The sequence below is a fragment of the Microbacterium lemovicicum genome (assembly GCF_003991875.1).
Lineage (GTDB): Bacteria > Actinomycetota > Actinomycetes > Actinomycetales > Microbacteriaceae > Microbacterium > Microbacterium lemovicicum.
This window is the reverse complement of record NZ_CP031423.1, coordinates 341,914-361,832: the sequence shown is the minus strand read 5'-3', so window position 1 is coordinate 361,832 and position 19,919 is coordinate 341,914. Positions and strand designations below refer to the sequence as shown.

Below are 19,919 nucleotides of genomic sequence, written 5' to 3'. Positions count from 1 at the left end.
GGAGCACCCACGTCGAATCGTTCACGGGTACCACCTCCTTGATCACACTGTCGCACGGACACCAGAACAGTAACAGTGCCGTTTCCGTGGTCCTCGCCACGGCCTCAGTGCAGCGCGGCGAGGAAGTCGTTCAGCGCGTTCTTCTCCGCCGTGATGTCGGGGGTCGGTGCACGAAGTTCAGTGAGAACGGTGTCGATCTTCCCGTCTAGGTACGTCCATCCAGTGTTATCGAGGGGCTGTAGTGCGGTTTGGTCCTCATCCCACGCTGTTTCGAGGTCGGTGATGTGGGCGGTCGCGTTTGCCTGGTCGTCGGCGGCGAGGAGTGCGAGAGTATCGGTCGCGATGGTCTGATACCGCGAGACCTTGTCGCGGGGGAAGAGCGCGATGGCGGACTGTCCAGCGGCCAGGGTCACGGACGTCGCGGGTCCTTCTTCGCTGGCGGCTGCCGTGGAGTGGGGTTGAGCGGATGCCCATGCGAGCAGCCCGATGGATGCGACAGCGACCACTCCGTAGAAGGAAAGCGTCGCCCGCTGGCGCCGCGGCGTCGAGGGTGCGGTGGCATACGACGGAGTCTTTTCGATGGTGTCGGCTCGTGTGGCTGTGAGGTAGATCACGACGGCGAGGATGGCAGCCAGGAAGATGATGCTGGTCAAGGCAACTCCAAGTCCGACCCCGCCCTGTTCCGGGGGGAAGCCGAGCCAGTCGCCGAGGTTCGCGCCGAGGGGGCGAGTGAGGATGTATGCGAGCCAGAAGGCGAGGACGGGGTTGGCGCCGAGTTTCCATCCGACGGTGACGGCGATGATGAGTGCGGCGGGGAGCAGGACCGAGACGCCGGGGCTCCACCCCGTCAGCTCGAGGATCCAGTCTCCTGTCGCTGTGCCGAGGGCGAAGGTGACGAGGATGGCCAGCCAGTAGAACAGTTCTCTCGGTGTGGTGGTGATGCTGTGGATGGAAAGGGTGCGCTGACTCCGCCACCAGATCGCGAACACGGTTGCGAGTATCACCGCGAACACGGCGGTGCTCAGCGCAAGGGGGATGCCCAGGTCATCGGTGAGGATGTCGGTGTACAGGGTGCCGGTCACACTGACAACGACGACGGTCAGCCAGTACACGAAGGGGACGTACCGCCGGAGCGCCACTTGCCAGCCCAGCACCGCGATGAGAATGCCGGTGAAGAGGAGCGCGGTGAGGTCGAGACCGACGCCGAGGGTCATGTTGATCCAATCGGCGAAGCTCTCCCCGACGGTGGTGCAGAGGATCTTGATGATCCAGAACCACACGGTGATCTCGGGGACCTTGCTCAACATCTGCCGGCGTGTCGTTGGCGCCGTGCGCATAGCTTGTGTCATGTATCGAACGGTACGAATCGACCCCTAAGTTGCTTCTGAGAATGGGGCCCGACGGTCCGCCCCGTCGGAGGTCGGTCGTCGGTTGTAATGCGCGTCACGTGCGCTGGCGTGGAGTCGTGACTGTCAGATGAGGGTGGCGCGGGGAAAGCGCAGCGTGATGGTCGTCCCCTCTATGGAGGTCGTGGTCACGAACGCCGTCCCGCCGTAACGGTGAACGGTGTCCTGAACGAGGGAGAGTCCGATGCCGAACCCGGTGCGAGCGCTCCCGCCGCCGTCGATGGCGTTGGCCGACCGCGCGAACCGATCGAAGATGCGGTCCGCGCTGATCCCTTGGATTCCGTTGCCCTGATCGGCGACGCTGATCATCACGGCGCCGCGCTCGGCGAACGCCGTCACTCCGACGGTGCGACCGGCCGGTGAGTGTTTCACGGCGTTGTCCAGGAGTGAGAGGAGGCAGCGGTGCAGGCTGCTCTCTGGAACGGCCACGGCAAGATCCTCCGCTACCGCCAGTGGCGCGATGGTCACATCACGATCACGCGCCAAGGCCCGCATCGCGGCGACCGCGGACGAGATGGCAGGGGCTACCGGGAGGGGACGGACGGGCCCGTCGGGCGAGATATCGATGGAATCCAGCAGGTCCGAGACGACGGCGTTCAGGGCTCGTGAGTCGTTGCGAAGGTCAGCGACGAGGTCGTGTTGAGGGTGGTCGGAGGGCAGTTCACGGTCCAGGACCTGGATCCGCGCGTCCACGATGGCCAGGGGGGTGCGGAGTTCGTGCGAGGCGTCGGCGACGAACCGACGCTGTCGGCGCAGTGCGTCCACCAGCGGGGCCACGGCCCGCCGAGTGACGAACACGCTCAGCGTCCCGGCGAGCAGCACCGCCGCGAGCCCGATGACCGCACCCCACACGAGGATGTCGACGCCGTCGATATCGACGACTGTTTCGTTTGTTCCGGGGCTGAACAGGTCGCCCGGGGGTATCTGGGTGAACACGACCGACAGGGCGGCCAGAAGGACGATCACGACCAGAACCGATACGCCGAGGGTGATGGTGAGACCTACCCTGCGTGCGGCATTTCGGACGAGCAGAGCGTCCGGGTCCGCGGGGGTTCGCCGGACCGTCACAGCATCCCCAGCCGGTATCCGCGCCCTCGGACTGTCGTGACGATGTTGGGATCGGTCTTGCGGCGGAGGTAATGGACGTATGTGTCGACGGTGCCCGGCGTGTCGTCGGCGGAGAACACGGCGCGGAGGATTTCCGCGCGACTGAACGTCCTCTGCGGGCTCACGGCGAACAGTTTCAGCATGTCGCTCTCCCGCTCAGTCAGGATCAAGCGCCCGTCGTAGGGGGAATAGACCGCTCGTGAATCCGGGTAGAACTCCCACCCGCCGATGCGGACGAATGGCCCCTCCCCTGTCCCCACACGGCGGATCGCGCGAAGCCGGGCAAACAGCTCATCGAACTCGAACGGTTTCACAAGATAGTCGTTCGCGCCGGCGTCCAGCCCGCGGACCTTGTCCTGGACGGTGCCCAGAGCGGTGAGGATGAGCATCGGCGTGGCCTCTCCGGACGCGCGGAGGGATTCCACGATCGAGATGCCGTCCATGGATGGCAGTCGTCGATCCACCACCATCACGTCGAAGGGGTCGTTCTGGGCTGCGTTCAGCCCCTCCCGGCCGTCGTCGATCAGTGTGACCTCGTAGACCTCGTCCAGCACCCGCGCCATGATCGGACCCAGCTGCGGGTCATCCTCCACCAGCAGAAGCCGTGGTCTGAGCTCGGTCATCATGCACCTCTTCCCCGATTGTCGTCGCTGCGGGCTCGGGCATCGAGAGGCTCCCCGCCAGGGCTGCCCCGCCGGCTCATCGTGATGGGATTGTTCACCGCGGTGAACATGGAGAATTCGCCGGTGATCTCGTGGAAGGCGACCACGGCGATCGGCACGAGCAGGAGCGAGGCGAGCATATCGGTGGGGAAGTGCACGCCCAGGTATATGCGCGACCAGCCGGTGATGACGACGATGATCGCCCCGCCCACCGTGACCCAGGTCCGCGCAGCACCCGCGACGAGCAACGCCATCGTCGTCATCAATGCCGCCGCGAAAGCCGTGTGACCGCTGGGGTAACTGAAAGTCGTCGGGTCGACCACGATCGGGTGTGTCAGCAATCCCGCGTCGGGTCGGGCGCGGTGCACGATGGCCTTGATCACGTCCGCCAACGCCCACGGCACCCCGATCATCACCGCAACCCGCATGCCGGTCTTCCGCGATCGGGCCAGGAGAGCCGCTCCGATCACGACCATCACGGCGATGACGCCCGCAGCCACGGGGCCGAACAGCACATTAACCCCTGACGCGAGCGCATCCAGGGGCCACCCATGGGTGGCATTGACGGCGACGACGACTTGGGATTCGAACGCGGTCCATCCCGGCGACCGAGAGACCATGAGCCCCATCACGATGATGAGGACGGTTTCGGTCGCGGCCACAGCGGACCATCCGGCGAGGGGAGACTTCAGGGTGCGCACCCGTCCACTCTCCACAGAGCGCGCTAAGAACCCGCAAAGAAACAGGCGTCCGCCTACCTCACGCCTCGGCCGCTGATTCTGGGTGATTTCTTACAACGCGACAGGGATCCTTCGGGGTAACAACCGCTTACGAAAGGAAACCCGATGCGTTCGACAAGGACGTTCATGGTCGCCTCCGGCGTGGGCGCCACGGCCGTGCTGCTGACCGCCGTCGGAGTCGCTGCTCTGGCACTGCCGGCTCAGGCTGCCCCGCCGACCCCGCCGACCCCGCCCACCACCTCCCTCAGCGTCTCCACCGTGGACTCGGACTCGGAGCATCCGGACAATACGGGAGCTGCGGACACCGACCAGGAAACTGCCGATGACCAGCAGGTAGCCGACACCGACGCGGAGACCGCCGACGACCAATCAATCGAAGACGGCACCAGCGACGGCGAGACCGCCGACGACGTCACCCCCTGACTCGTCGGATCCAGCTGACGCGCTGCGGCACCCGCACGGCCGTCAGCTGCACCGTCAACCTTCCGACATCCGCATCGCAGCGCAAAGTCGCTCCCTGTCCGATCCCATCGGCACGTCCCGCAGGGATGCGTCACCGCAGCGCTTCGTGGCCGTTCGGACACCCAACTGGCTGCTCCTCCTGAAAGGACATTCGTGCTGTTGCATTCCGGGGGTCTGCTTGACCCCACCGGCCTCCTCCAGGGATCCGGCCCGTGGGTTCTCCCCGTGGTCATGGGCATCATCTTCATCGAGACAGGATTGCTCTTCCCTTTCCTGCCGGGCGACTCGCTGATCTTCACCGCCGCACTCTTGTCCGGCGCGCTGGGTCTCCCTCTTCCGCTGCTCATCACAGGTGTCGCCGTCGCCGCGATCGTCGGCGATTCGGTCGGATACGCTATCGGCCGCCGCTTCGGGAAACGACTGTTCACTCCGGGCGCGCGTGTCTTCAAGGCCCGCTACCTCGAACGAGCCGACGCGTTCTTCGCGATGTATGGGGCGCAATCTCTGGTGCTCGCGCGATTCGTGCCGGTGATCCGCACCTTCGTCCCCCCGGTTGTGGGCATGTCGAGCATGCCCTACCGCCGATTTCTGCTCTGGAACGCCGTCGGCGGCGCAGCGTGGTCGCTGCTGCTCAGCGCCGCAGGGTTCTATCTCGGAAGGATCCCGGCGATCGCCGACAATGTCGACATCATCGCCGTGGGGATCGTTGTTGTCTCGCTCATCCCGATCGCGATCACCGTGATCCGAGAACGCCGAGCTGACAAGAACGACCGCGGCCGGGAAGCTGCCACTGAGGCGGACCATGAGTGACCAGGAACATCGCTCTGCGACGCGCAGCAAGGTCCCGCAGATCACGGCGTTGTTCTGGATAACGAAGATACTCACCACCGGGATGGGCGAGACGACCTCCGACTTCGTCGTGACCACCATAGAACCCGTGGTCGGTGTCGCGATCGCGTTCGTCCTGCTCGCGGGAGCGCTCGTGCTGCAATTTCGCACCAGCCGCTACGTCCCATGGGTGTACTGGCTCACCGTCGTTCTGGTCAGCGTGTTCGGAACGATGGCCGCGGACGTCGTGCACGTGCAATTCGCCGTCCCTTACGAGACGTCGACCGTGGGCTTCGCGATCGCTCTCGTCGGACTGTTCCTCGTCTGGTACCGCACAGAGCGGACCCTGTCGATCCACTCGATCAACACGCCCCGTCGTGAGATGTTCTACTGGGCCACCGTGCTGACGACCTTCGCTCTCGGCACCGCAGCAGGCGACTGGGCAGCGCACGTCCTGCGCCTCGGCTACCTCGGCTCAGGCATCCTGTTCCTCGCAGCTATCTGCATCCCCGCCATCGTGTACAGGTATGTCCACGTCAACGCCGTCGCCACTTTTTGGACCGGCTACGTCCTCACCCGCCCGCTCGGCGCTTCCTTCGCCGACTGGGTCGGGGTCAGCCCGGAGCGCGGCGGCATCGGCGCGGGTACGGGTGCGGTGAGCCTCGCGCTGACCGCCGCGATAGTGATCTGCGTCGCACTCCTCAGCCGTCAGCGGGCAGAGCCGGAAAGCACGCCTGCGATCGCGTGACGCTCACAGGCCGCCAGGCCGCGAGCCCTCGTTACCCTCGCCAGCGCTGGCCGAGACGGGTTCGGTTACCCGTGGGGAACGCCACTAAATGAGGGGTTCCACGGCCCAGCCGGGCTCCCTGTTGCAACACCGGTTGAGGTTCGGGGCGGCACGTTCTCGTCTACACCGGATACCAGGAGCGGTTTCGACTCGCCTACATGGCAAGGTGCGGGCACCTAGCCACCGCGACAACTATAAAGAGGATCCTCTGTCGCATTGGTCGGTGGCTTGGTAGGACTGCACCCATGAAGATTCGTCGTGCGATGCCGGTGATCGATACTCATGACCCGGCGGCGGCGCGAGTGTTCTATGAGTCGTTCCTCGGGTTCCGGGTCGCTATGGAGCAAGACGGTCTGCTGATGTTCGCGTCGGTGAGCACTCCGACCACCCAGCTGATCGTCGCGTGGGACAGCCCGACGGCTGTGGACCCCGATGTCCGCGGAGTTGATGTCTCGCTGGAGGTGGAGGACGTCGACGAGGCGTACCGGGAAGCGCTGGCGTCCGGGCTCGAGATGGTGCGGGATATCCGAGATGAGCCCTGGGGTATCCGCCGCTTCTTCGTCCGCGATCCCACCGGCGCGGTTGTCAACATCGCGAGCCATGTGGACACACCCGTTGACCTTCCGGTGACGACGGAGGCGAGCTAGCAGTCGCCTGGCGTCGTTGCGCGATCCAGTTGGGGCGCTCCCTGACGACAGGGCACCGGTCACTCTCGACGGATCGGTGCGAGCCCGTTCCCGGCTGGATGGTGCAGGTCGCGGATCAGCCGCGCGAGCAGGTCCGGCTTCTCGATGAGAGCTCCGTGGGTCGCGCGCGGGAGGATCGCGAGTTCGCCGTCGGGTAGGGCCTCGAACATTTCGATGAGGTGCTCGATGCGCACCTCGTCGTCATCACCGGCCACGACCAGTACCGGCATGACAAGGTGCGCCAGGTCCGTGGTGCTCACTGTCGGGGCGACGGCGTGCAGGGCAGCCGACTTCGCCACAACCACACGCCAGTGGTCGCGGCCGTCGGGGGAGACCTCGGCGTAGGCGTCGCTCATGAAGTCCGGCGGCTCACCGCCCAATACCCCGTCCCGCCATCCCTCGTGGTGGAACACGCCCGCACCGAAGACGAGGCTGCGCACCAGTTCCGGCCGTCGCAACGCCAGCTGCAGGCCGACGATTGCGCCGTCACTCCATCCGACCACGTGGGCGGAGTCGACACCCAGCTCTTCGAGGACACCGGCGATGACGTCGGCCATGTCCTCGAAGCACCACGGCCCGGCCGAGTCGGCGGAACGGCCGTGCCCGGGGCGGTCAATCAGTATCCGGCGGTAGTCGGCGAGTTCGGCGAGCAGCGGCTCCATCGCCCGCGAATCGGTGCCGCCTGGGTGCAGAGCCACCAGCGGCTCCCCGTCGCCAGAGACCGAGAACCACACCGCCGCGTTCGTCACGTCGACACCGTACTCTCCGCTGCGACGCAGCGCGGGACGACATCAGGTGGCGCGGAGCGAGGACGCATCCGCTACAAGATCCCTGAATGGGGAGCGACTACAGGTTGTCGACAATGGTCTCGTAAAGCGACCAGTCAACGGGTGATCATCACGGGTTTTTCGGGCAGCCTGGTCCGGGATTCAGATGACGAGTGCGCTCGCTTGCGGAATAGAAACAGACCACCTGTCGCGTTTGCTGCGTCCGCGACTACCGGGACGTGCGGCCGGGTGACGTCACGTGTTGCGGCCATGTCGGCCCGGGAGTAGACCAGATTTATGGGAAACCACATCGCTACCGTGTCGGTGGTCATCGATGCCCGCCCTGAGCAAGTCTGGGATGCGCTCACCGATCCGGACAAGGTCAAGCAGTTCTACTTCGGCGCGGAATTGACCACAAACTGGCGACCCGGTAGTCCGATCACCTGGCGTGGCGAGTATGACGGGAAGACCTATGAGGACCACGGGGAACTCCTTCGGGTAGACCCTCCGCGCATCCTGCAGCACACGCACTTCAGCCCGCTCTCTGGATTGCCGGACGTCCCCGAGAACTATCACACTCTCACTTACACGCTGACGCCATCCGGAAACGGAACGGAGGTGACGCTCGAGCAGGACAACAACGACACGGTCGGAGCAGCCGAGCACGCCGAAGGCAACTGGACCAAGATGCTCGGCGGACTCAAGGATCTACTGGAGGACTGAGTCACCCGGTGTGTCAGCGCTTTGAAGTCGATGCCCTGCTACCCGGTGGCGCGCAGGATCAACCAGCCTCGACGTGTATGTCGCACTCCGTGGCCCCTGCCCCGTCCGACTTCTTTGCCGATCCTCAATCGTGATCGTCATGTCATGCGACCAAGGGTTACCGCGGTCCGGGTTGACTGATCTCATCGCCTCCGCCACGCACGACTTGACCGCCCCGTCCGGACGTTCCGTCAGCTAACGCGACCGAGTAAACCCTGAGCTCCCTGAAGCAGAAGCAGTTAGAAACCGCTCGTGCCGACAGCGTGGGTCAGCATCATCGCCGAGATCACCTGGTACGTCTCTTGGAAGCCCCACTGCGGATGATTCGTACTGGTGACGGATTCGACTGTTGCTTTCCACGTGGCGATGGGGACGACCGACGCCGTACGGTGCCGTCGGGTGAATTCGCGAAAGGAGCTGGTGGTGCCGGGTGCCCGAGTAGTTGGCGTGCGCATTCTGCGCCGACTGGGCGTACAGGGCGACGCGTCGACCTGTGCAAGCCCGCCCGACCAGCTGAGCGCGGCAGCGGTCACCTGGTCGCCGAGATCGCCTGGAGGATCGAAGAAATACACTTCTTGAAGGACGTCGGTGAGGAAGTGGTGTGCACGGTTCTTGCTGGAGCCGAGCATCGCGGCGAGGAAGTTGTTGCCGGGGCTGAGGCCCCCGCCGCTCTCCGGGCGAGCGTCGAGGGTGGCATTCCGGTGTCCCAGATCGGGATCCCTTGTAGCGAGTGCTTTCGCGGTAGTTGCGGTGTTAGGTCTTTTCGGCGCCCCATTGCCGCAGGGCGGTGATCGCCGCGCTGAGTGCACGCCCTCGGTCGGTGAGTGCGTAGGCGCGAGTATTGTGCCGCAGTGGGAGACGGCGGAGAACGCCGGCGGCTTCGAGCTCGCGAAGGCGCGTGGCGAGCATGTTCGTGCCCATCCCCAGCTCACGCTGTAGATCACCGTAACGTTGAGGCCCCTCCAACAGCTGGTCCACGATCAGAAGCGCCCACCTCGCGCCCACGATCTCGAGGGCCGCGGCCAGGTCGCTCACCTGGTCGGATCGGCATCAGCCTTCAGCCAGAACGGCGAGTAGTGATAACCGTCGGGATCGTCGAACTGGCGCTGGTACATGAAGGGGTAGTCGTCGGTGTCACCGATCCGCCCTCCGGCCGCAGCTGCGCGCTCGACAAGCTCGTCGACCGCCTCGCGGCTGGCGAGGTCGAACGAGACCGTCACCTTAGAGGGGGTGTCTGGTCCGCCGACCAGTTCCTCGGTCGCGCCGACGCTGGCGTACATCTCGCGGCTGCCGAGCATCACGTACTGCTCTGCCGCTAACGCGAAGCACGACACGTTGTGATCGGACATCTCGGTGTTGAGGGTCCAGCCGAGAGCGGTGTAGAAGGCGGTGGCACGTTCGACGTCCTCGACGGGGCATGTGATGAAAAGACTCATGCGCTAACACTTCCAAAATGGAAGTGAACCGTTAAGGTCAATTCTTGTCACGGATGCACCCGAAGATGACCGCTGCGCCGAGCAGATTCTTGACTGAAGGCCCGCAGTCCTGCGGGGCGTGCTGCGACCGTGCGGAGAGATTGCCCGCTCCCTCAACGGCGGCAGACCTGCCGACATCCCACGGCCGGCAGGTCCTCCTCTATTGAGCGCGCTCGACGGGGAGCCAGAGCTCGCAGGTGGCGGTGCTGAAGTCGTCGGCACGGTCGAGTACCGCGACGATGGACGGCCCAGGCCGGAGCCGCCAAGGGTTCGACGGGAACCAATCAGTCGCGGTCGCAGCCCATGCCTCCTGCAGCGCAGCCGGGTACTCGCCCTCGGTGCGGAACACCGCCCACGTGCCGGCCGGAACCTCGATCGTGTCGAGATCGTCGGCCACCGGGACCGTGCCCGTGACGGCCACTCCATGCAGGTAGGTCAGTTCGCTTCCCTCGGTGTAGTCCGGGTCGACGTCTGCGCTGACCTGGAGCAGGCCGGCCGGCTCTGTATCGCTCAAGGCTTTGAGTCGTTCGTGTTCGGCCACCGGGAGGGAAGCTATGTGGGATTGGATGTGCGGGTTGATGCCCTCGTGAATGAGGGGCACGCAGGTGGCATGGCCGACGAGGAGAAACGCCGGTCGATCGATGATTCGGGTGTCCATGGTGATGTTCCCTTCTACGGTCAGGCGGAACCTGAGTTGCGGTTGCGTTCGAAGTGGACCGCCGTCTCGCTTGACGTCACCGACGCTGACGCCGTGCACTGATCGGAATGCTCGGCCGAAGGCCTCGGTCGAGCCGTAGCCGTACCGCACCGCGATGCTCAGCAGGTCGTCGGTTCCGAGAACATCCGCTGACGCCGCTGACATGCGGCGCCGCCGGATGTAATCCGACAACGGCATCCCTGCGAGCGACGAGAACATTCGACGGAGGTGGTACTCCGTCGTTCCGAGTTCCCTCGCCAAAGATGCAACGTTGAGGTCGTCGTCCAGATGACCTTCGATTAGTTCGACCAGTGTGTTTAGCGCCGCGATCATGCCGTCTCCTTCGACACCCACACTTCCGGGTCGTCACGATCGGCACCCTACTATCGCGGTTCGATCGGATCGCCCCTGCGCTCCAGAACGTTCGCTAGACAGCCGATCACCGCGACGCCACGTAGAGGTCTCGAGCACCGGTACTCAGCCTGTATCGTGCCCTCAGCGGATCCCTCACCGCGTTGCTCGTCTGTCGGTTGCAACCACCCGCCAGGGGTCGCGAAATCGATCAGAGGAGAAACGCTGCGCGAGAGCTAAGACTCATGTGCGCGGCAGGTTCTTGATCAGCTCGATGCGACCGGATGGTTCAGCGGCGCTGCGAGCGTCGATTCCCGTATGACCCGCCCGTAGAAGAATCCCGCAGAGGTACCTCAAACGGACGGGCAACCGGCGGGCCTGACCCTGTTTCGACCTCGCTCCATAACCTCATCTAGCGAGGCTGATCTCGTGTGCAGGTAGCGCCTGAGTTTGCGGCGCGTCACGTGCGGAGCGTCTGAGCTCGTCGCGAACGGCATTGACGGAGTGGGTGATGCTGGTTTCGTCGTGGCCGCGAAGCATGGTGGGGGCGAGCTGGTTGATCGCGGCCTGGTCGGTGTGGGCGATGGTGATGGCGGTGTTGTGGTGGCGGCCGCGTGTGAGTCCGACGTAGAGGCCGGCTGCGCTGACGTCCGGGCCGACGATGGCGGTGTGGGTGGTGTCACCTTGAATGCCGTGCACGGTAGACGCGTACGCAAGCTGGACATGGTCCGCCGCGTAGTCGTGGGTCACCCACCGATGCTCACCGGCGTCGACGGGTGAAATCAGGTCGATGCGGTCGGCGTGGATACGGTGAATCACCCACGTGGCCCGGTTCTCCACACCCATGACCCTGTCGTTACGTCGGGTCTGGACGGTGTCGCCTTCAAGCAGCCGCTGCTCGCCTCTCCCCCACGCGACCGTCCGCGGGTCAAGCTGCCCACACGTAACGCGCTGATCTTGGATGAGGGTATTGACGGCGTCGACTTCGCTGTTGGTGCCGCATACCAGCGCGACCGTATGCGCGCGGCTTCGGGCTTGGAAGTAAGCGTCGACCATCGCCTCACGGGCAGCGTCCGTGCTGTCGACCCGGGTGACGTGGCCGGTCTCGGTGAGTGCTTGAGCGATCTGCACCGCGTCCTCGAGGTCGCGGGGGTTGCGGAGCTGGAGAGTGAGCGCCGCGTAGGCGGGGTCGCGGAACCGGTGCACGGTGTCCAATTCGATCGCGGCCGAGGTGGCACGAATCGCGATCGCCATCGCCCCGGTGTGGCCGACGGGCGCGGCCTGGTGCGGGTCGCCTACGAGAGCGAGTCCCACCCGGGACTCGAAGGTGATGGTGGTGAGGGCTTCGGCGGTCTGCAGGTCCATCATTCCGGCCTCGTCGACCACGATCCTGTCGCCGCGGTGTAGAGGGTACTTAGTGACCCCGGGGTACGGGGCGCAAGTGGTCGGGTCGGTGTCGCCGGGTACGAGGCGTGTCCACACCTGCGCGCCAGCATCATTCTTGGCCCACCGGAACCCGTGGTCGTGAAGAAGGGCGTGCACACTCGTGGCGGCCGCACCAATCTCTTCGGCAGCGATGGACGAGGCCTTCCGGGTCGGAGTGACGACCAGCATGCGCCGCCGCTGGCTCCGGAGGGCGTGGTGAGCGAGGCGGAGCATGGTCGTCTTGCCCGCACCGGCCGGGCCTGTGACCGTCACCAGCCCGGCATGCCCAGCGATGGCAGACGCCGCGTCGAGCTGAGAGGCGTCAAGACGGTCAGCGTCGAGTACCCGTGTTGCCGCGGTTCGGAGGTCGGCGCGTGAGAAGGACGGACCCGGGGTGGCGATCAGATCGAGATCACGAGCTAGTCGCACTTTCGATCTCACGGTCTCGGTGGCCATGTACTGCTTCACATGACCCGGCACATCGTGTTCATCCGTCAACCGAACGACCGACGACATCGCTGTTGCGATGATGCGGTGGTGCACATCATCCAGCTCTGAGCGGTGAACGATCACGCCGGTGCGGGAGAGAGCCCGGAGAGCGCCGGCATGCAGGTCGTACAGGCCGAACCGGCCGCTCGAGCTCCGCGACCGCTCATCCGCATCCACCACCGCCATGGCCGCCAACAGGTCGACGTCCAGGTCGCCGAGCGGCGTCGCGGCCAGTGGGGCAGGTATGCGGGGGTGACCGATCGATGGGTCGAGGCTGTGGAGTTCGTCGCGGACGGCTCGCTCCCAAGACTCTTCGTCCAGCAACACCGGCTTGTTCGGACGGGCGACCGCCCACGCGCGGCGGTCGATCTGCTGAAGGATCGCCACGCTCGGCGCAGCGCCCGCGTGCGCGGACTGCCATTCCGCGATCAGATGGGCACGGTTCGCTTCGATCTGCGCCGACCGCCGCGACAACGGCGCCACCAGCGCAGCCAGCTCTGCGATCTCCCCGCCGGCGTCGATCGTGTACCCGTGCCGCGCGAGCGCTGTCACCCACCGCGGGTCAGTGCGGGCGGCGAGTTCCCCTTCAGCGTTTATGACCGTGTGGAACTTCATCGCCACCCGCGAATCCACATTGGTCCACTGGCCATCCTCGCCACGGACCTTGACGTTCAACCACAGATGCCGGTGAATATGCGGGTCCAACGCGCGGGAACGGCGGTGCTGCAACTCGACCACTTCCAGGCGGCTGATGTCCTCCCGGATGAGGCCGCCGTGACCGCGGCGGGCGTTCAGCTCCTGCTGCCACAAGACAATGGTGCGGTCGCGGATACGGTCCTGCAACGCCTCGAACTCCACCGCCAGCTCCGCGTGCAGCAGGACGGCGATGCTGTACGACTTCCGATGATTCAACGTCGCGTCCAACAGCAGATCCGACTCCGCACGCAGGTGCGGTCTCCCCCGCTCCTGCCCCGTGAGCGGGTCGTGACCGGCCAGCCACACTCGCAACGCGCCCGCCGACAACGCATCCGCCGAGACGACACCGTCCTCGACAATGAACCGCGTCATCGCTGCATCCGCGACTCCGCTGTACCCTTCCACCGCCGCACCGCCCGTGGAGTCCTGAACGTGCGCATCACAGACTCCGTCGAGCGCATACGCGAGAGCGTGCCGCAGCCCGCGCGAGTCCGTCCCTCGCTTCCACCGCTCTAAGCCCCCGCGCATGCGACAAAACTACGCCCCTTTATGCGGAACCGCTACGTAGTTACACATTGGCGCCTGCGTGCATTGCAGTCTCTGTCGTGAGGAATGGATCGAGCGATCCGCTCCCGTAGTGCTCATATCCGGGCCTTTAGCGCTGCTCGCGAGCAACCGGTTGTTTCGGGCAGCGCTGTCAAGTCGAGCGTGAGCTCTTAGAACGATTGTGGAGTTGACCGCTTCGTGGCGGCGTCCTGTGATCGCTAATCGTCTTGCAACGACTGAGGCGCAATGACAGAGACGATGCCTAAGCGCTGATGAGGGTTTGGGTCACCCTATCAAGCGCGGCCGGGACGAGCCGGTAGTACGCCCATGCCCCACGCTTGGAGCGGGCGAGAAATCCTGCTGCTGTGAGCACCTTCAAGTGATGGGAGACGGTCGGCTGCGACAGTCCCATTGGCTCGATCAGGTCACATACGCATGCCTCCTGGTCCGGACTGGCGGCGACGATCGACAGCAGTCGGAGACGGGCCGGATCAGCCAGAGCCTTCAGCGTCTGCGCAAGCTGCTCAGCATTTGACTGAGTGAGCGGCTCGCGAATCAGCGGCGCACAGCACGCGATCGTGGAGACGTCTCTGACCTCGAGCATGGTGACCATACATCGATGGTAGTCGATATTGACAGCGGTCGATAGATGCGGTGATACTGGCATCGACGTTCATCAATATTCTGGAGGTTTCGTCGTGACACTGCTGGATCTGACTCCCCGCACTGTGACGAGCGATCGACTCGCGACGCTGCCCGTGGTGATCATCGGCGCTGGCCCGATCGGTCTCGCTGCGGCCGCGAACCTCGTCGAGCGGGGCATCGACTTCCTGATCCTGGAAACCAGCGACCAGGTCGCTGCGTCCGTCCGGCTTTGGGGTCACACCCGCTTGTTCTCCCCGTGGCGGCACCTGATCGACCCGGCTGCGCAGCGACTCCTTGAGCCGATCGGCTGGGTTTCGCCCAACCCGGACGTCGCCCCCACTGGAGCCGAGCTCGTCGAGGATTACCTCGTCCCTCTCGCGGGACTTGAGCAGCTCGCGTCGCGCATCCGATTCGGCGAGACCGTGGTCGCGGTGACTCGCGAGGGGATGGACCGCACCCGTACCGCCGGCCGCGCGCAGGCGCCGTTCCTGTTGCGACTGCAGCACGCGGACGGCACCGTCGAAGAGATCACCGGGCGGGCGGTGGTCGATGCCTCCGGCACCTACACGACCCCGAACCCGCTGGCTTCCTCGGGGCTTCCCCCGATCGGCGCGGACACGGTCACCGGCAGCATCGTGCATGCGCTTCCGGACGTGCTGGGCGCTGACCGGGCGCGGTTCGCTGGCCGGCACACCACGGTGGTCGGCGCCGGGCACTCCGCGGCGAACACCCTGATCGCTCTCGCACGCCTGGCACGCGACGAGCCGGGGACCATGGTCAGTTGGTTGATCCGCAACACCTCCGCCGTCCGGATCTCCTCCTCGCCCGAGGACGAGCTCGAAGGACGCGCGCAACTCGGCTCACGCGTTGACCGCCTCGTCGCCCGGGGGGAGGTCCAGCTCGTTGATCGGTTTGAGATCTCGAGCGTCGCTGCCGATGACGCCGGCATCCGCCTGCAGGGCACCCGCCGCGGCGGTCCGGCGCAGCACGTCACGGACGTGGTGGTGAACGCGACCGGGTTCCGCCCGAACCTCGACATGCTCCGCGAGATCCGTCTGGAGCTGGATGACATCGTGGAAGCGCCGCGCCGGTTGGCGCCGCTGATCGATCCGAACGTGCACTCCTGCGGCACGGTCGAACCGCACGGGTTCCGTGAGCTCACCCACCCCGAGCCGGGGTTCTTCCTGGTCGGGATGAAGTCCTACGGGCGTGCCCCGACCTTCCTGCTCGCTACCGGTTACGAGCAGGTCCGCTCCGTGGTCGCGTGGCTGGACGGGGACATGCGTTCCGCATCCCAGGTCGAGCTCACTCTCCCCGCAACTGGGGTCTGTTCCACCGATTTGAGCAGCGGCGGTTCCTGCTGCTCATGACCCTCATCCGGCCGATGACCGAGGCGGATTGGCCGCGGGTCGAGGAGATCTTCGCGGCCGGGATCGCCGGCGGCGAAGCCACCTTCGAGACCACCACCCCGACCTGGGAGCAGTTCGACTCAGGCAAGATCACGGACGCTCGCCTGGTCGCCACGAGCGAGGACGGGACCGTCGTAGGCTGGGCTGCCGCGTCTCAGGTCTCTGCTCGGGCGGCCTACCAGGGGGTGATTGAGCACTCCGTTTACGTGCATCCCAAGGCGCATGGGCAAGGGATCGGACGTTTACTGCTGGACGCGTTCATCACCGCGGTCGACGACGCCGGCTACTGGACGATCCAGTCCAGCATCTTCCCCGAGAACACGATCAGTCTCCGCCTGCACGAGACGGCCGGGTTTCGGACTATTGGCACGAGGGAGCGCGTCGCGCTCTCGCAGCTCGGCCCGCACGCCGGCACTTGGCGGGACACCGTCCTCGTCGAGCGACGCTCGGCACGCAACGGTCACTGACCCGGGTCAGGTGAGCGCGAGCATCCTTGGCGCCAACCGAGTGACCCGGGAAGCGAGATCCGCGAACGCGGCCTCGAATGCGGCGTCCGTGGAGGCGGGAACCGGGTCCGGCACGGACCAATGCAAGACACGGTCGGGGAACTCTTCGTGCGCGCGATCGCAGACCGTGATCACGAAATCGGTGTCTCGCAGGATCCCGTCGACCTGCTGCGGCACCACTTCGGCCAGGTCCAGCCCGTGACGAGCAGCCGTCGCAATGGCTCCTGCCGCGACGCGATCGGCGGGATGCGTGCCGGCGCTGATCGCGGGGATCTCGCTCACGTCGTTCCACAGCGCTTGCGCGAGTTGGGAGCGGGCGGAGTTTGCGGAGCAGACGAACACGACACGCTCCGCCCCCGCCGTTGCGAAGGATCCCAGCTCGAGCAAAGCACCCGGGTTGAGGCGGACATACGTTCGCCGCCCGTCGCCCTCAGAGCGGCCGCGGGAGACGATTCCTTCCCGCTCGAGCACGTTCAGGTGATGCGCCAGCAGGTTCGACGTCATCCCGACAAGCTCTGATTGCAGCTCCGTGGGAGACAGGTCTCCGAACGTGAGCAGGTCGAGCATCCGCAGCCGGGCAGGGTCAGCAAGAGCCGCGTGCTTCGCGGCCCGCAACTCCAAGGAAGTTCTCTCATCGTTCATTGCCTCAATCTTGACTGAGCTATATTAGGTTCGTCAAGATGAGGATCCAGATGAACACGATCACCCTGCTCCGCCGCACCGGCGCCGAACTGCTCGGCACCGGCCTGCTGGTGACGGTCGTGGTCGGATCCGGCATCGCCGCGTCCCGCCTCTCCATCGACCCGGGACTGCAGCTGCTGGAGAACTCGATCGCCACCGCCCTCGGCTTGGGCGTGCTGATCCTGCTCCTCCGCCCGGTCTCCGGTGCGCACTTCAACCCCGTCGTCTCGGTCGCCGACACGATCCTCGGCCGCCGCCACCACCACACCGGCCTTCCGTTGACGCTGCTGGCGCTCTATGTCGTGGCGCAGGTGGTCGGCGCGATCGGCGGCGCCGTCCTTGCGAATGCCATGTTCGCCACCCCGACCGCGCTCTCCACCACGAACCGGTCCACCCCGGCGACGTTCCTCGCGGAGATCGTCGCGACCGCAGGACTGGTGCTGCTGATCATCGGCCTGGCCCGCGCACACCGCAGCACCCCGGTCATCGCCGCCGCGGCCGGCTCCTACATCGGCGCCGCGTACTGGTTCACCAGCTCCACCTCGTTCGCCAACCCCGCCGTGACCATCGGCCGTGTCTTCACCGACACGTTCGCCGGCATCGCTCCCGCCTCCGTGCTCCCGTTCCTGGCCGCACAACTCCTCGGCGCTGCCATCGGGATCGTCCTCGCCCTGCTGCTGTTCCCGCACGCCACCACGGCTGCGGATGATCTGACCGTCTCGCACAACCTCACCGACCCTGAGAAGGACTCCTCATGACGCATCTTGTTGCTATTGGCGGCAGCGACGCCGGTATCTCCGCCGCCCTCCGCGCCCGCGAACTGGACCCCACCGTCGAGGTCACCGTGGTCGTCGCGGACGCCTACCCGAACTACTCCATCTGCGGCATCCCGTACTTCTTCTCCGGCGACGTGAAGCCCTGGCAGTCCCTTGCGCACCGCACCCACGCCGACCTCGAAGCGACCGGCATGCGGCTCCGCCTGGACACTCTCGCGACCAGCATCGACGTCGCCGGGCAGCGCCTCACCGTCCGCGACAGCACCGGCGCCGAGTCGCAGATCGCCTACGACGAACTGGTGGTCGGCACCGGCGCCCTGCCCGCCTACGCCGGGATCGCGGGCCTGGAGCAGCTCACCCCTAACGACGGGGTCCACGTCATCCACTCCATGGGCGACACGTTCGCGTTAGAGAAGCACCTCACCGAACGGGACCCGAAGACGGCGATCATCATCGGCGCCGGCTACGTCGGCCTCGAAATGGCCGAAGGATTCACCGGCCGCGGCATCCACGTCACCCAACTGCAACGCGGACCCGAAGTCCTCTCCACCCTCGACCCCGAACTCGCGTCGATCGTGCACACCGAACTCGTCGAGCACGGCGTCACCGTCCACACGAACACCACCGTCCGCGCCGTCGAAAAGACCACCACCGGCCTGGTCGTCCACGCCGAGCACGACGGGCAGCCCGTCACCCACACCGCCGACCTCGTTCTGGCTGTGGTCGGCGTCCGTCCCAACACGAGCCTCCTCGAGCGGGCCGGCGCGACGCTCGGCGCGGGACGGGCGGTGGTGGTTGACGAGCAGATGCGCACCGGCCTCCCGCACGTCTTCGCCGCCGGCGACGGGGTCACCACCCACCACCGCCTCCTCGGCCTCACCTACCTGCCGCTGGGCACCACCGCGCACAAGCAGGGTCGCGTCGCCGGAGAGAACGCTCTCGGCGGAGCCGCCCGGTTCGCCGGATCGGTCGGCACTCAGGTCGTGAAAGTGTTCGACGTCGTCGCAGCCCGCACCGGGCTCCGCGAACACGAAGCGGCCGCCGCCGGCTACCACCCGACCACCACGCAGACCGCGGCGGATGACCACAAGCGTTACTACCCGGGCGCGCAGCCGATCAGCATCCGCATCACCGGCGACACCGAGTCCGGGCTGCTGCTCGGCGCGCAGCTGGTCGGAAGGCTCGGCACCGAAACCGCGAAACGGGTCGACACCTACGCCACTGCCCTGTTCGCCGGTCTCACCGTCGAGCAGATCTCGGACCTTGACCTCTCCTACACGCCGCCGCTCGGCTCCCCGTGGGATGCCGTCCAGGTCGCCAGCCAGGCATGGTCCCGCACCCAAACCCCGACAGGAGTCCTCGCGTGAGCACCCCACCCACGGTCCTGTTCATCTGCCAGCACAACGCCGGCCGCTCCCAGCTCGGCGCGCACCTTCTCGAGCACATCGCCCCAGGGCGGGCGAACCCGACTAGCGGCGGCATCGGACCCGCGGAACACATCAACCCCGTCATCGCCGAGGCCCTCGGAGAGTTGGGCATCGACACCAGCGCAGCCGTTCCGCGTCCCGTCACCGCCGCAGACCTGGCCGCGGCGGACATCGTCGTCACCATGAAACCCGGACTCGCCCTGCCCGGACCAGTCACAGGACGACTCGTCGAATGGGAGTTCCCCGACCCGAACAGCTGGGGCATCGACGGGGTCAGAGACCTCCGCGATCGCGTCCTCGAGAAGGTTCGCGCGCTGGCGCTGGAGGCGTGAACCCCTCACCGACGGCGCTGGGCGCTACTGCGGGTCTCTTCGCAACCGCAGCGCCACGTAAAGCCCGCATCGACGACATATGAACGCGCCCGAATCGCCCAACGCATGCAGCTTGCTCCGCGCGTAACCGCGCCCGCAGCACGAACAATGCACCCCGGCCACCGCACCATCAGACCCACCGTGGTGCGGCTCCATAGGGCAGATGCTACCTGGACGCGAACGCAGCGCCTCTTGCCGGCCGCGCCAGAAGGAGTGAC

Annotated in this window: 22 protein-coding genes; 10 read left to right on the top strand and 12 right to left on the bottom strand. The window is 66.0% G+C overall.

Going from position 1 to position 19,919, the window contains the following annotated elements; genetic code table 11:
* Window positions 1-104: 104 nt before the first annotated feature.
* From CVS47_RS01700 to CVS47_RS01685, 4 genes are all read right to left on the bottom strand, one after another.
* Window positions 105-1,337 carry a COG4705 family protein gene (locus CVS47_RS01700; RefSeq protein ID WP_241240238.1) on the bottom strand — a complete coding sequence of 411 codons (1,233 nt, stop codon included), beginning with the start codon at window positions 1,335-1,337 and terminating at the stop codon, window positions 105-107.
* A gap of 135 nt (window positions 1,338-1,472) precedes the next feature.
* Complete coding sequence (locus CVS47_RS01695; RefSeq protein ID WP_241240237.1) at window positions 1,473-2,372, bottom strand: sensor histidine kinase; 900 nt, start codon at window positions 2,370-2,372, stop codon at window positions 1,473-1,475.
* A gap of 98 nt (window positions 2,373-2,470) precedes the next feature.
* Entirely contained in the window at window positions 2,471-3,136 is a 666-nt protein-coding gene (locus tag CVS47_RS01690) for a response regulator transcription factor (protein WP_127097136.1), read from the bottom strand.
* Window positions 3,136-3,876 (bottom strand): phosphatase PAP2 family protein, encoded by a 741-nt coding sequence (locus tag CVS47_RS01685; RefSeq protein ID WP_127094533.1) that lies wholly within the window; start codon window positions 3,874-3,876, stop codon window positions 3,136-3,138. The genes CVS47_RS01690 and CVS47_RS01685 overlap by 1 nt, the downstream gene beginning before the upstream one ends.
* A 144-nt stretch (window positions 3,877-4,020) precedes the next feature.
* Between CVS47_RS01685 and CVS47_RS01680 the strand changes: the two genes are divergently transcribed.
* The 4 genes from CVS47_RS01680 (at window position 4,021) to CVS47_RS01665 (ending at window position 6,639) form a co-directional block, all read left to right on the top strand.
* On the top strand, window positions 4,021-4,338 hold the full coding sequence (locus CVS47_RS01680) for a hypothetical protein (RefSeq protein WP_127094532.1): 318 nt from the start codon (window positions 4,021-4,023) through the stop codon (window positions 4,336-4,338).
* Window positions 4,339-4,608: 270 nt separating this feature from the next.
* Window positions 4,609-5,187, top strand: a complete 579-nt coding sequence (locus CVS47_RS01675; protein WP_127097135.1) for a VTT domain-containing protein — start codon at window positions 4,609-4,611, stop codon at window positions 5,185-5,187.
* Window positions 5,180-5,953, top strand: a complete 774-nt coding sequence (locus tag CVS47_RS01670) for a COG4705 family protein (protein WP_127094531.1) — start codon at window positions 5,180-5,182, stop codon at window positions 5,951-5,953. Before CVS47_RS01675 ends, CVS47_RS01670 begins: the two co-directional genes overlap by 8 nt.
* A gap of 284 nt (window positions 5,954-6,237) precedes the next feature.
* Window positions 6,238-6,639 carry a VOC family protein gene (locus tag CVS47_RS01665; protein WP_127094530.1) on the top strand — a complete coding sequence of 134 codons (402 nt, stop codon included), beginning with the start codon at window positions 6,238-6,240 and terminating at the stop codon, window positions 6,637-6,639.
* A gap of 59 nt (window positions 6,640-6,698) precedes the next feature.
* Here the strand turns inward: CVS47_RS01665 and CVS47_RS01660 are convergent, their stop codons facing one another.
* Window positions 6,699-7,427: an alpha/beta fold hydrolase gene (locus tag CVS47_RS01660; protein ID WP_241240236.1), complete on the bottom strand. Its 729-nt coding sequence runs from the start codon at window positions 7,425-7,427 to the stop codon at window positions 6,699-6,701.
* A gap of 315 nt (window positions 7,428-7,742) precedes the next feature.
* Between CVS47_RS01660 and CVS47_RS01655 the strand changes: the two genes are divergently transcribed.
* A complete protein-coding gene (locus tag CVS47_RS01655; RefSeq protein ID WP_127094529.1) occupies window positions 7,743-8,168 on the top strand; it encodes an SRPBCC domain-containing protein in 426 nt (141 codons plus the stop codon).
* Between the two features lie 278 nt (window positions 8,169-8,446).
* On the opposite strand, the gene CVS47_RS01650 is transcribed toward CVS47_RS01655, so the two are convergent.
* The 6 genes from CVS47_RS01650 to CVS47_RS01625 form a co-directional block, all read right to left on the bottom strand.
* Entirely contained in the window at window positions 8,447-8,836 is a 390-nt protein-coding gene (locus tag CVS47_RS01650; protein ID WP_127094528.1) for a hypothetical protein, read from the bottom strand.
* A 124-nt stretch (window positions 8,837-8,960) separates the two neighbouring features.
* Complete coding sequence (locus tag CVS47_RS01645) at window positions 8,961-9,242, bottom strand: winged helix-turn-helix transcriptional regulator (RefSeq protein WP_127094527.1); 282 nt, start codon at window positions 9,240-9,242, stop codon at window positions 8,961-8,963.
* Complete coding sequence (locus tag CVS47_RS01640) at window positions 9,239-9,643, bottom strand: VOC family protein (protein WP_127094526.1); 405 nt, start codon at window positions 9,641-9,643, stop codon at window positions 9,239-9,241. The genes CVS47_RS01645 and CVS47_RS01640 overlap by 4 nt, the downstream gene beginning before the upstream one ends.
* A 199-nt stretch (window positions 9,644-9,842) precedes the next feature.
* The gene (locus CVS47_RS01635; RefSeq protein ID WP_127094525.1) at window positions 9,843-10,712 is read right to left on the bottom strand and encodes an AraC family transcriptional regulator; all 870 of its coding nucleotides are present in this window, start codon (window positions 10,710-10,712) and stop codon (window positions 9,843-9,845) included.
* A gap of 426 nt (window positions 10,713-11,138) precedes the next feature.
* The gene (locus CVS47_RS01630) at window positions 11,139-13,712 is read right to left on the bottom strand and encodes an AAA family ATPase (RefSeq protein WP_241240235.1); all 2,574 of its coding nucleotides are present in this window, start codon (window positions 13,710-13,712) and stop codon (window positions 11,139-11,141) included.
* 436 nt (window positions 13,713-14,148) lie between these two features.
* A complete protein-coding gene (locus CVS47_RS01625) occupies window positions 14,149-14,499 on the bottom strand; it encodes an ArsR/SmtB family transcription factor (protein ID WP_127094523.1) in 351 nt (116 codons plus the stop codon).
* Window positions 14,500-14,584: 85 nt separating this feature from the next.
* Here CVS47_RS01625 and CVS47_RS01620 point away from each other — a divergent pair, with 85 nt between their 5' ends.
* Window positions 14,585-15,901, top strand: coding sequence for an NAD(P)-binding domain-containing protein (locus tag CVS47_RS01620; protein ID WP_127094522.1), 1,317 nt, complete (start codon window positions 14,585-14,587; stop codon window positions 15,899-15,901).
* Window positions 15,898-16,407 carry a GNAT family N-acetyltransferase gene (locus CVS47_RS01615; protein WP_127094521.1) on the top strand — a complete coding sequence of 170 codons (510 nt, stop codon included), beginning with the start codon at window positions 15,898-15,900 and terminating at the stop codon, window positions 16,405-16,407. Before CVS47_RS01620 ends, CVS47_RS01615 begins: the two co-directional genes overlap by 4 nt.
* A gap of 6 nt (window positions 16,408-16,413) precedes the next feature.
* Here the strand turns inward: CVS47_RS01615 and CVS47_RS01610 are convergent, their stop codons facing one another.
* The gene (locus CVS47_RS01610) at window positions 16,414-17,088 is read right to left on the bottom strand and encodes an arsenate reductase/protein-tyrosine-phosphatase family protein (RefSeq protein ID WP_127094520.1); all 675 of its coding nucleotides are present in this window, start codon (window positions 17,086-17,088) and stop codon (window positions 16,414-16,416) included.
* 50 nt (window positions 17,089-17,138) lie between these two features.
* Here CVS47_RS01610 and CVS47_RS01605 point away from each other — a divergent pair, with 50 nt between their 5' ends.
* Genes CVS47_RS01605 through CVS47_RS01595 form a run of 3 tightly spaced genes read left to right on the top strand, consistent with a single transcriptional unit; the run spans window position 17,139 to window position 19,662 of the window.
* The gene (locus tag CVS47_RS01605; RefSeq protein WP_241240234.1) at window positions 17,139-17,885 is read left to right on the top strand and encodes an aquaporin; all 747 of its coding nucleotides are present in this window, start codon (window positions 17,139-17,141) and stop codon (window positions 17,883-17,885) included.
* On the top strand, window positions 17,882-19,270 hold the full coding sequence (locus tag CVS47_RS01600) for an FAD-dependent oxidoreductase (protein WP_127094518.1): 1,389 nt from the start codon (window positions 17,882-17,884) through the stop codon (window positions 19,268-19,270). The genes CVS47_RS01605 and CVS47_RS01600 overlap by 4 nt, the downstream gene beginning before the upstream one ends.
* The gene (locus tag CVS47_RS01595; RefSeq protein WP_206502711.1) at window positions 19,267-19,662 is read left to right on the top strand and encodes an arsenate-mycothiol transferase ArsC; all 396 of its coding nucleotides are present in this window, start codon (window positions 19,267-19,269) and stop codon (window positions 19,660-19,662) included. The genes CVS47_RS01600 and CVS47_RS01595 overlap by 4 nt, the downstream gene beginning before the upstream one ends.
* Window positions 19,663-19,919 lie beyond the last annotated feature (257 nt).

Bases quoted from the DNA above. Each gene is read 5' to 3' on its own strand.
- CVS47_RS01600 (WP_127094518.1), top strand. From the start codon at position 17,882: ATGACGCATCTTGTTGCTATTGGCGGCAGCGACGCCGGTATCTCCGCC.
- CVS47_RS01640 (WP_127094526.1), bottom strand. From the start codon at position 9,643: ATGAGTCTTTTCATCACATGCCCCGTCGAGGACGTCGAACGTGCCACC.
- CVS47_RS01605 (WP_241240234.1), top strand. From the start codon at position 17,139: ATGAACACGATCACCCTGCTCCGCCGCACCGGCGCCGAACTGCTCGGC.
- CVS47_RS01630 (WP_241240235.1), bottom strand. From the start codon at position 13,712: ATGACGCGGTTCATTGTCGAGGACGGTGTCGTCTCGGCGGATGCGTTG.
- CVS47_RS01670 (WP_127094531.1), top strand. From the start codon at position 5,180: ATGAGTGACCAGGAACATCGCTCTGCGACGCGCAGCAAGGTCCCGCAG.
- CVS47_RS01625 (WP_127094523.1), bottom strand. From the start codon at position 14,499: ATGGTCACCATGCTCGAGGTCAGAGACGTCTCCACGATCGCGTGCTGT.
- CVS47_RS01665 (WP_127094530.1), top strand. From the start codon at position 6,238: ATGAAGATTCGTCGTGCGATGCCGGTGATCGATACTCATGACCCGGCG.
- CVS47_RS01680 (WP_127094532.1), top strand. From the start codon at position 4,021: ATGCGTTCGACAAGGACGTTCATGGTCGCCTCCGGCGTGGGCGCCACG.
- CVS47_RS01700 (WP_241240238.1), bottom strand. From the start codon at position 1,337: ATGCGCACGGCGCCAACGACACGCCGGCAGATGTTGAGCAAGGTCCCC.
- CVS47_RS01635 (WP_127094525.1), bottom strand. From the start codon at position 10,712: ATGATCGCGGCGCTAAACACACTGGTCGAACTAATCGAAGGTCATCTG.
- CVS47_RS01650 (WP_127094528.1), bottom strand. From the start codon at position 8,836: ATGCTCGGCTCCAGCAAGAACCGTGCACACCACTTCCTCACCGACGTC.
- CVS47_RS01615 (WP_127094521.1), top strand. From the start codon at position 15,898: ATGACCCTCATCCGGCCGATGACCGAGGCGGATTGGCCGCGGGTCGAG.
- CVS47_RS01655 (WP_127094529.1), top strand. From the start codon at position 7,743: ATGGGAAACCACATCGCTACCGTGTCGGTGGTCATCGATGCCCGCCCT.
- CVS47_RS01690 (WP_127097136.1), bottom strand. From the start codon at position 3,136: ATGACCGAGCTCAGACCACGGCTTCTGCTGGTGGAGGATGACCCGCAG.
- CVS47_RS01610 (WP_127094520.1), bottom strand. From the start codon at position 17,088: ATGAACGATGAGAGAACTTCCTTGGAGTTGCGGGCCGCGAAGCACGCG.
- CVS47_RS01675 (WP_127097135.1), top strand. From the start codon at position 4,609: ATGGGCATCATCTTCATCGAGACAGGATTGCTCTTCCCTTTCCTGCCG.